At 55.8% G+C, this 9,264-nt stretch carries 8 protein-coding genes; 4 read left to right on the top strand and 4 right to left on the bottom strand.

Features of this window, described 5'->3' with window-relative positions; translation table 11 throughout:
* Positions 1–22: 22 nt before the first annotated feature.
* Genes MYY08_RS12365 through MYY08_RS12355 form a run of 3 tightly spaced genes read left to right on the top strand, consistent with a single transcriptional unit; the run spans position 23 to position 3,574 of the window.
* Positions 23–1,474 (top strand): sugar porter family MFS transporter, encoded by a 1,452-nt coding sequence (locus MYY08_RS12365; protein ID WP_190296759.1) that lies wholly within the window; start codon positions 23–25, stop codon positions 1,472–1,474.
* Positions 1,471–2,394: a TIM barrel protein gene (locus MYY08_RS12360; RefSeq protein WP_084969970.1), complete on the top strand. Its 924-nt coding sequence runs from the start codon at positions 1,471–1,473 to the stop codon at positions 2,392–2,394. The genes MYY08_RS12365 and MYY08_RS12360 overlap by 4 nt, the downstream gene beginning before the upstream one ends.
* Before the next feature lie 10 nt (positions 2,395–2,404).
* Positions 2,405–3,574 carry a Gfo/Idh/MocA family protein gene (locus tag MYY08_RS12355; RefSeq protein ID WP_288014404.1) on the top strand — a complete coding sequence of 390 codons (1,170 nt, stop codon included), beginning with the start codon at positions 2,405–2,407 and terminating at the stop codon, positions 3,572–3,574.
* A gap of 87 nt (positions 3,575–3,661) precedes the next feature.
* Here MYY08_RS12355 and MYY08_RS12350 read toward each other — a convergent pair whose 3' ends face one another.
* Complete coding sequence (locus tag MYY08_RS12350) at positions 3,662–4,675, bottom strand: zinc-dependent alcohol dehydrogenase family protein (protein WP_288014402.1); 1,014 nt, start codon at positions 4,673–4,675, stop codon at positions 3,662–3,664.
* Positions 4,676–5,076: 401 nt separating this feature from the next.
* On the opposite strand from MYY08_RS12350, the gene MYY08_RS12345 reads away from it, so the two are divergent.
* Positions 5,077–5,415 (top strand): tRNA-binding protein, encoded by a 339-nt coding sequence (locus MYY08_RS12345; RefSeq protein WP_084969973.1) that lies wholly within the window; start codon positions 5,077–5,079, stop codon positions 5,413–5,415.
* A gap of 232 nt (positions 5,416–5,647) precedes the next feature.
* On the opposite strand, the gene MYY08_RS12340 is transcribed toward MYY08_RS12345, so the two are convergent.
* The 3 genes from MYY08_RS12340 to MYY08_RS12330 form a co-directional block, all read right to left on the bottom strand.
* A complete protein-coding gene (locus MYY08_RS12340) occupies positions 5,648–6,208 on the bottom strand; it encodes a TetR/AcrR family transcriptional regulator (RefSeq protein WP_190296762.1) in 561 nt (186 codons plus the stop codon).
* Between the two features lie 180 nt (positions 6,209–6,388).
* Positions 6,389–7,861, bottom strand: a complete 1,473-nt coding sequence (locus MYY08_RS12335; protein ID WP_190296763.1) for an aldehyde dehydrogenase family protein — start codon at positions 7,859–7,861, stop codon at positions 6,389–6,391.
* A 711-nt stretch (positions 7,862–8,572) separates the two neighbouring features.
* Positions 8,573–9,106 (bottom strand): hypothetical protein, encoded by a 534-nt coding sequence (locus MYY08_RS12330; protein ID WP_190296765.1) that lies wholly within the window; start codon positions 9,104–9,106, stop codon positions 8,573–8,575.
* Between the last annotated feature and the right edge of the window lie 158 nt (positions 9,107–9,264).

The raw sequence follows: 9,264 nt of genomic DNA, 5'->3' as shown, positions 1-9,264 counted from the left end.
CTTCATACTGCAGGGGAAGAGCATGTCGGTATCACAAACGCGTCATAATATCGCTTATGTTATGGGGATCTGCTGTGTAGCCGCGCTGGGCGGGCTGCTGCTCGGCTACGACTCATCGGTTATTTCGGGCGCCATAGAGCCGCTGAGTCACCATTATCAACTCTCTCCGGCGGAAACCGGCTGGGCGGTATCCAATGTCATTATTGGATGCGTTGTGGGATGTCTGATAGCCGGTCAGATCGCCGACCGCTATGGACGGAAAAAGACGCTGCTTGTGACGGCACTGCTTTTCGTCGCTTCTGTCGCGGGTACCGCTCTGGCGCCTGAATTTGAAATATTTGTACTGTTTCGCATGATTGGCGGACTGGGCATAGGCATGGCCTCGGTGGTATCGCCAGTTTATATTGCCGAAGTGGCGCCGAAAGATTACCGCGGGCGCGCCATGACGATGCATATGATCTGCTGCGTGGGTGGCCAGGTGCTGGTGTTGCTGACCAACTATTTGATTGTCAGAGACGCAACGCCCGCATGGCTCAACGATGCCGGATGGCGCTGGATGCTGGGATCTGCCTTTGTCCCATGCCTGCTGTTTTTTCTCTTCATTAGCTTTATTCCCGAATCTCCGCGCTGGAATGTCATGGCCGGACACGACGATCGGGCGCTGAAAACCCTGACCCGCATTTCATCTGCCGCGCATGCCGAAAATGTGCTGCGCGAGATTAAAACCTCTCTGCGATCTGAAACGCACGCTACCCACGCGAATGAGCGGCTGCGATTTAATAAACGCACGTTGATTTTCCTCGTCATTGGCGTTGGCCTGGCGCTGTTCAATCAGCTGACAGGCATCAATGTCATTCAATACTTTGGGCCCTCTCTGCTCAGGAACGTGACCGGCAGCATGGAGGAGGCGATGTTCATGACCATTTGGCTGGCGGTGATGCAATTTGTCGGCGTGATAGTCGGTATGGCTTTGATTGATCGGGTTGGACGCACCCGGCTGCTTTCAGTGGGCTCATGGGGAGCGGCGCTCTGCCTCATCCTTACCTTTATCTCTTTCTATAGCGGCATGAAAGGCGTGGCGTCAGTCATCGGGCTGTTTGGGTTCATGTTCATTTTTGGCGCGACCTGGGCGCAGGTTGTCTGGACCGTTATCGGCGAAATTTTCCCCACCCGACTGCGGGCGGCGGGGATGGGATTTTCAATCAGCGCGATGTGGACCGCTAATTTTCTGGTCAGCCAGAGTTTCCCGATGATGAATGAAAATCCCTGGCTGACGGCGCATTTCGGCGGCGGTTTCCCCCTGCTGATTTTCGCCGTCTGCTGCCTGATTTCATGGTGGTTCGTGCGCAAGTACCTGCCTGAAACCAAAGGCGTCGCGCTGGAAAATATGGAACGTCTCGTGCTTGGCCACTTTGCCCTGACGAGGCGTAAAGAAGCTCCTCCTGTCGTACAACCTGATGAGAAAACCTCATGACAATACTTATCGCTAATGCGCCCTGTAGCTGGGGCGTGGATGACCCCAGTAATCCCTGGCTGCCCTCCTGGCAAAAGGTTCTGCATGAAGCTGCGCTGGCTGGCTACAAAAGTATCGAGCTGGGTCCATGGGGCTATCTGCCGATACAGGCGGATGAACTGACGGCGGCGTTGAATCAGCACCAGCTCTCGCTGGTTGCCGGCACCATTTTTGACGATTTGGTCAGTGAAGCTCATTTTCCGGCGCTGGTAAAGCTGACGCATGATATTTGCCGTAACCTCAAAGCCGCGCCCGGTGCTGAGAAAACGCATGGCGAAAATAAGCCGGCGCCTTATCTGGTCATTATTGATTTTGGTAATCCGGCGCGCGCCGCCCTGGCGGGACAGCCTGCAAAAGCGCCTCGCCTCTCTTCCGCAGACTGGCAAACCATGATGAAGCACATTGTTATTCTCAGCGACATCGCATGGAAAGAATATGGCGTGCGTCCGGTGATACATCCTCATGCCGGCGGATGTATCGAATATGAGGATGAGCTGGCACAGCTGGTTCAGGATATTCCTCATTCGGTCGCCGGTCTCTGCCTTGATACCGGCCATCTCTATTACTCCGGCATGAACCCGATCGCGGCGCTCGATAAATACTGGGACCGCATCGATTATCTTCACTTTAAGGATATCAATGCGCAGATCTGGCAAGAGGTGATTGCCGAAGAGGTGGATTTTTTCTCTGCCTGCGCCCGTGGCGTCATGTGCCCGCTTGGAAGCGGGGCGATTGATTATCCGCAAATATATCAATTCTTGCGTCAGCGCCATTATCGGGGCTGGATCACGATTGAGCAGGAAAGGGATCCGCGCAATGCGGACACCAGCCTGCGCGATGTAACGGCAAGCCTGCGCTATCTGCAGTCGGTAGGTTTCTGAGGAGAACAAAATGATTAACGGCATTAAACCGCTCGAATATTCGCTGCGCTGGGGCATGGTCGGCGGCGGCGGAACCAGCCAGATTGGCTATATCCATCGTTCAGCCGCGCTGCGGGACAACACCTTTACGCTGGTGGCAGGCGCCTTTGATATCGATGCCGAACGCGGACAGGCGTTCGGCGCCGCGCTCGGCGTACAGACTGAACGCTGTTATCCCGACTACGAAAGCCTGTTTGCTGCGGAAGCGGCCCGTGCAGACGGCATTCAGGCGGTTTCGGTTGCGACGCCTAACAACACGCATTTTGCCATTTGCCGGGCGGCGTTAATGGCCGGTCTGCATGTGGTATGCGAAAAACCGCTCTGCTTTACCGCGCAGGAAGCCGATGAGCTTGAGCGTCTCAGCATAGAAAAAAACAAGATTATCGGCGTGACATACGGATATGCCGGTCATCAACTGATTCATCAGGCGCGGGAAATGATTGCCGCGGGCGAGCTGGGCGACATCCGGATCGTTAATATGCAGTTCGCCCATGGCTTTCATCATGAGGCCGTAGAGATGAAGAACCCGAGCACCCGCTGGCGCGTCGATCCCCGTTTTGCCGGGCCCAGCTATGTGCTGGGCGATCTGGCTACGCATCCTTTATTTATCGCCGAAACCATGGTGCCAGGCCTGCAGGTCAAACGCCTGCTGTGCGCACGCCAGAGCTTTGTCGAAAGCAGGGCGCCGCTGGAAGATAACGCTTACGTGCTGATGGAGTTTGATAAAGGCATAGTGGGAAGCATGTGGGTTTCCGCAGTGAACTGCGGCTCGATGCACGGTCAAAAAATTCGGGTCGTGGGCTCCAGAGCGAGCCTCGAATGGTGGGATGAGCAGCCGAATCAGCTGCGCTATGAAGTGCAGGGCGAGCCTGTGCGCATACTTGAACGGGGCATGGATTATCTCCATCCGCGCGCGCTTGAGGATGACCGTATCGGAGGCGGACATCCCGAAGGGTTGTTTGAAGCCTGGTCAAACCTGTACCGACGCTTCGCGCTGGCGATGGATGCCACCGATCGTCATGATACCGCGTTCCTCAGCAACTTCTGGTATCCTGATGTTCATGCCGGCCTGAGCGGGGTGCGCTGGGTAGAACATTGCGTTCGCTCGGCAGAGGCCGGCTCCGTATGGGTAGAGTGCTGAGAGGAAGGAGGCATAACTGCCTCCAAATCTTTTAGCACCGGGAGAAACGGTGGCGATAAGGAAAGCGCGTCCTTATCGCCAGGCCTGTCACCACTCGACGCAAATTTTTCCCAGATGGGCGCCGCTTTGCTGGTAAGCAAAGGCTTCGCTAAGCGCCTCATATTTAAAGGTACGATCAATCACCGGCTTCCTGTTCATGACCTCCAGCGCTTTGACAAAATCAGTCTGGTCCTGACGGCTTGCCACAATCACGCCCTTAATCTGTACCTGCTTCGCCAGAAGGGAAAGGATGGACACGGCGGCCTCATCGCCTGAAAGAATGCCGATCTGCGCAATATGACCGCCGACTTTGACGGATTTCAAGGATTCATGCAGGGTTGCCGGGCCGCCCACTTCCACTACGTGATCCACGCCAAACCCCTGCGTCAGTTCGAGAACTTTATCGCCCCATTCAGGCGTCGTTTTGTAATTGATGGTTTCATCAGCGCCCAGTTCCCGCACAACGGCGAGCTTTTCATCAGAGGAGGAGGTGGCAATGACACTGGCTCCCATCGCTTTAGCAATCTGCAGGGCCGCGATAGAGACGCCGCCGGTGCCCTGAACCAACACCGTTTCGCCTGCTTTAAGCTGGCCATCTGTCACGAGCGCGCGCCAGGCCGTCAGGGCTGAAGTGGTGATGGTCGCGGATTCGGTATGGCTCCAGCCTTTCGGCGCGTGGGTAAAGGCATTTTCAGGACGTACGACATATTCACTGGCCATGCCATCAATGCCGTCGCCGGGCGTATGGGCAAAGCCGCCTACCGCAGGCGTAGGTTTGCCTGCCGGCCACACAGGAAAAAAGGTGGAGACCACATGATCGCCTACGCTGAACGCTTCAACGCCTTCTCCCACTTCCTCCACAACGCCCGCACCATCTGACAGCAAGATCCGGCCATCCTGGGTAGGAAACTGTCCGCTCGCAACGATTAAATCGTGATAGTTCAGGGAGCTGGCTTTTATGGCAACCCGAATTTCGCCTTTGCCGGGCCTGCCCGGGTCGGCAATCTCTGACACGATGATGTTTTCCAGACCGCCGGGCGCCTTGAGCGTTACTGCTTTCATTATGCGTCTCCTGTAAGAGCGTAAGTTGATGTACTAACCGGTCGACTAACTTAAATCATAGGGCCACTTTGTGAAAGACGGTCTTTTTCTTACCGGGATAGAGTAGGGTTGCGGTGAAAAACCGCGGCCTGAAGCTGACGGGCAGTAGCCCCGCCTGAACGCACTGGCGGACCTGCCTCAGGCGCAAACGCTGTGCGTTAGTGAGCAGAGAAAAGGGCAGGGCGATATCTCTTATAATCGCCCATCCATTAATGTATTTTGGGCTGCCATACCGACCGATTGCTGCGTAGGCACCTGCTGCACCGCTTCCGGCTCTGTTTTCCAGACGGGAAATAGTGGCTTATGATAGGCTCGCAATGATTTTATTACCTCATCAACAACTTGCTTGAGACAATCCAAAAATGGAAACAATTGAATGGTCCGATTTTCTGAAGGTCGAGCTTCGCGTTGGGCGCATTATTGCTGCTGAAGCGTTTCCCGAAGCGAGAAAGCCAGCATACAGACTAAAAATCGATTTCGGCCCTGAAATCGGTATTCGCAAATCCAGCGCGCAGATTACAGCGCTTTATTCGCCAGAAGAGCTTATCGGAAAGCAGGTCGTCGCGGTCGTTAATTTCCCGGAAAAGCAGATTGGCCCTATCATGTCCCAGTGCCTGGTCACCGGGTTTCACGATGCTTCTGGAAACGTCAGCCTCTGCGTGCCAGAGCATGAAGTACCGCTTGGTACCAGGCTTATGTAAACACGACTGCATGGGACGAGTACGATCATGGAGAGGTCGCAGGATAAAAGCGCGTTTGCGAGGCGAAATGCCGAAATGCGAAGCACTCAAAGAGCTTACTCCCGGTAGAAAATCGTCGTTGCAGGTACGCCTTATCATAGGGCGATGCGTTGCTCGTCCTTTCATGGCTCGCTATATGGCGCCCGCGCTTGCCATGCATCGCCATCAGTTTTCTTTCTACCAGGGATAGGCTCTAGGAACTGAGTTGTAGCGTATCGGCGAACTGGAGGTAATATTGCTCGATGAGTTTCTGTCCATTGGCTGGGGAAAACAGATACAGCCGCATGAGCCCCTCAAAAACGAGAGACAGGCGCGCTGTAACGGCCTCAGGATTGAGTTCGCCAGATATCTGACCGCTTTGCTGGGCCGCGCGTATCAAGTTTTGAACACTGTTGATCAGGCCAGACTCCGAATCGCGAAGAAGTTCGGCGACATGTGCGTTGCGCGCACCTTCGCTGGCGATCTCGGCACGTAAAACTGCCACTGCGTGTCCCTCGGGTGTGAGGAAGATATCTGCCAGGAGTTCTTCAATCGCCTTGCGACTGAAATCGGTAGTCCAGAAACGGCTTATCAGATCGTGATGTCGCTGCAGGTCGAGTTCGATAAGCGCAATGATGAGGGCTTCCTTGCTCGGGAAGTACTGGTAGATGTTCGCAATGCTGACTCCTGCAGCCGCGCTGATCTCGGAAATGGATGAGGCGTGAAACCCGCGTTGTATAAAGCAGTTGCGGGCTCCGTTGAGGATCTGGGTCATACGTTCTTCACGCGCATGCTCATTTACTGGACGCCCACGCTGGGGCTTGCTTGCACCCGTTTTCATTATCACAATATATCCCATTCGGTAAAACAAGGATGACACCAGTAGGGTGTCATCCTCAGTTTGCAGGTAAAGCTGGCGACATAGTGGACGGCTGTCGATGCGAGGCGATAAACGTCAGAGTAACGTCGGCGTTGCCTCAACGCTCGCATATACCTTAATTTCCTGGAACTGCCCAATCGCACACGGCCCGCAGAGGACGCCGATACCACTTTGCTTGAAGCCGCTCTGTTCGAAGTGCTCGGACATGACGCCCCAGCAGTTTATCCAGATATGGCCGGCCTGGATAGCTTTGCCGACTCGTCGGCAGCGCGCCGTGTCGCTTGAGAACACCGAGGCGGCGAGACCGAATTCGGTAGCGTTTGCGCGCATGATTGCGTCGGCCTCGTCTTCAAAAATTTCAAAAGTCTGGACTGGCCCAAAGATCTCGTTCTGGATGACATAGGTATCCAGGTCCTGTACTTCGATCAGGCTGGGGCGGTAGAAAGCGCCTGCGGCCAGAGGGCCCTCATCGACTGGGCCGCCGCGCAACAGGATATTTGCATAGGATTCTGCTTCGGCGACCACGGCATCGACGCGTCGAACACTGGCTTTATCGATCAGAGGACCAAGCTGCGCCTGAGGATCCTCGCTTTCGCCGAGCCGAACGTTTTGATAAGCCTCAATCAGCGCGGCGCGCAATCGGTCGGCAATGCCACGCTGGACCAGCACGCGCGAACCGGTGCAGCAGAACTGGCCATTCATCGCGACCAAAGCCATGACGATCTGTGGTACCACGACATCAAGGTTGGCATCATCGAATACGACCAGTGGTGCCTTGCCGCCCAGTTCCAGGTTTAGCCGCTTGAGCGTTTTGGCGCCGTTGGCAGCAATGATGCGGCCCACCCTGGTGCTGCCGGTATAGCTGATCATGTTCACCTGGGGGGAATCGACCAGCATGGAGGCGCCGATACTCCCGGTTTCCGTGATCACGTTTAGTACACCCGGCGGCAGCGATTTGACTGCTGCGATTGCCTGGGCAAACAGTGCATTGGTAAGCGCGGTTTGATGCGGTAGTTTCAGCACTACCGTGCATCCGGCAGCCAGTGCGGGAGCAACAGCGCGCACTGACAGGATGATCGGCGAGTTCCAGGGCGAGATCACCCCCACAACGCCAAGAGGTTCAGGATCGGAATGAAAGTGCACTCCTGGTGCGGCCTCAAGGGCACGCCCTCCGGTCTGTAGCAGCGCGGTGGCGGCGCCATAACGCAGCCAATCCACCGTCAATGCCAGTTCCCACTGGGTTTGTGCCAGCAGTTTTCCCCCTTCACGGGCGAGTTGAATGGCCATCTCGTCCATCCGTATGGCGACCTCGTCGGCTAACTCGAACAGGGCGCGAGAGCGCAGCGAGCGCTCTCTGGACCAACTGGTCGTGTCGAAAGCAGTGCGAGCGGCCTCGATCGCCTGGCGCGCTTCGTCAGGGCCGATGTCCAGGTAGTTGCCCAGCGGCTGGCCGGTCGAAGGGCTGACCGCCTGTCTGATCTTGCCTCCGTTATTCCATCTGCCGTTGATCCAGTTCTTCGCAGCTTCGGTCAAATTCGAGCGTTCCATGATATTTCCTCTAAGGGTATCCCGCGGATTGATAGATGCAGACACGGAGCGGGTAGTCCTTGGTCTGATCGTTTGACGCCGAAGCTAAAAGCTGTTCGCTGGCTTCGCATTTAATTTAAAAGTAAGTGATCACTTATATAAATGCAAACGTTATTTTTGCGCGGAGTGCGCAGACATTATGTGGATGACTTGATGGTGTGGACGAGACCTGTCTCAATGAACATGGCACGAACGATCATGATCCCGAGGCGGTTGCTCAGGTCTTTTGCTGCATAACCTGAGGTGCAATGAAACTGTCCCTGGAAGCCATCGTCCAGATCAAGCCGTACATCGTTGGTTCAGCTTAACGGGCCGACGCCCGGTTGCAGGTGCGGTAACCTCATCGCGGTTCTCCGGTCATTTGCGGCTGGCGAAACGATAGAAAGGCGCGCGGGATAAACGTAACCGTTTTAATGAGGGTAAACCCTCAAATTCCGGCCGGGAGAGGATGAAGAAGGAAAAGGAAGAAATCTGGCCGCCCCGTTTGAAATAGCCCTTTGTCTGGTGAAAAGGCACGCTGTTGAGCTGGCGGGAGAACTCAAAGACCGCCAGCGTTTGAAAGCGCTCCGTCGACGCATCGCGCAGCCGGGCGCCAGCGCCTGAAATGCGCAAGCGGGAAGAGAAAGGCGTTAACGATCAACGGAGCGGGCCGTCAGTAAATCGTGTAACGAGTCAGACGCCCCAGCCGAGGCGCGCCTTAATGCCGCGCCGGTAGGGCGTATCAATCTGCGTCGGCACCTGCTCAAGATAGTGGCGCGCATGGTCGCGCTTTTCCCCCTGCAGTTCGCTGAGATAGGCAACCGCATCGTCAAGCGTCGGGATCAGCCCTTCACTGTACGCGATACGCGGCGGAAGCGCTGTCCAGATCACCGCGTCGATCTGCCGCGCCTGCGCCCACTCCGCCAGCGGGCCGGTCGCCGACCCCTGCGTTATCAACGCGCCAATGCCATCTGTTCGCTCTTCCGGGATCTGTTCGCGCTGGCGCAGCGCGTCACACGCCTGTTCCAGCGTATCCACTGCCAGCTTTGTCCAGAATACCGGCACCAGGGGCGCATTAATGCAGACGGCGGTCGCCAGTTCGCCGCTGTCGCCAATGCGGGAAAATTCGATCGGTAGAGAAGGGCCATCAGCGTGCCAGTCACCGCTCACCGGCAATGCGCCGGGCTTCCATAACAGCGAGCCCCAGCCTAAGCATGCGATATTCATATTTTTATATCCTGCGTTGTGAGTTATTCGTCCTGTTTGCATCGTTCAAAAGCGCCCTCGATCTGATCATAGAATGTACCGCAAAGAGTACCAGGCGCTGCCGGGGGCGTTTCGTTAAATTTTATTAACAAAAGCGCGGGCAAGGCAGTCAATTGCTA

This window comes from Mixta sp., from assembly GCF_024610815.1.
Taxonomy (GTDB): domain Bacteria; phylum Pseudomonadota; class Gammaproteobacteria; order Enterobacterales; family Enterobacteriaceae; genus Mixta; species Mixta calida.
The sequence above is the reverse complement of the archived record's forward strand: the minus strand, read 5'-3'. Positions and strand labels throughout refer to the sequence as shown.

What these genes read in the sequence shown, in the direction of transcription:
- MYY08_RS12365 (WP_190296759.1), top strand. Translation starts at nt 23, where the DNA reads ATGTCGGTATCACAAACGCGTCATAATATCGCTTATGTTATGGGGATC.
- MYY08_RS12360 (WP_084969970.1), top strand. Translation starts at nt 1,471, where the DNA reads ATGACAATACTTATCGCTAATGCGCCCTGTAGCTGGGGCGTGGATGAC.
- MYY08_RS12355 (WP_288014404.1), top strand. Translation starts at nt 2,405, where the DNA reads ATGATTAACGGCATTAAACCGCTCGAATATTCGCTGCGCTGGGGCATG.
- MYY08_RS12350 (WP_288014402.1), bottom strand. Translation starts at nt 4,675, where the DNA reads ATGAAAGCAGTAACGCTCAAGGCGCCCGGCGGTCTGGAAAACATCATC.
- MYY08_RS12345 (WP_084969973.1), top strand. Translation starts at nt 5,077, where the DNA reads ATGGAAACAATTGAATGGTCCGATTTTCTGAAGGTCGAGCTTCGCGTT.
- MYY08_RS12340 (WP_190296762.1), bottom strand. Translation starts at nt 6,208, where the DNA reads ATGACCCAGATCCTCAACGGAGCCCGCAACTGCTTTATACAACGCGGG.
- MYY08_RS12335 (WP_190296763.1), bottom strand. Translation starts at nt 7,861, where the DNA reads ATGGAACGCTCGAATTTGACCGAAGCTGCGAAGAACTGGATCAACGGC.
- MYY08_RS12330 (WP_190296765.1), bottom strand. Translation starts at nt 9,106, where the DNA reads ATGAATATCGCATGCTTAGGCTGGGGCTCGCTGTTATGGAAGCCCGGC.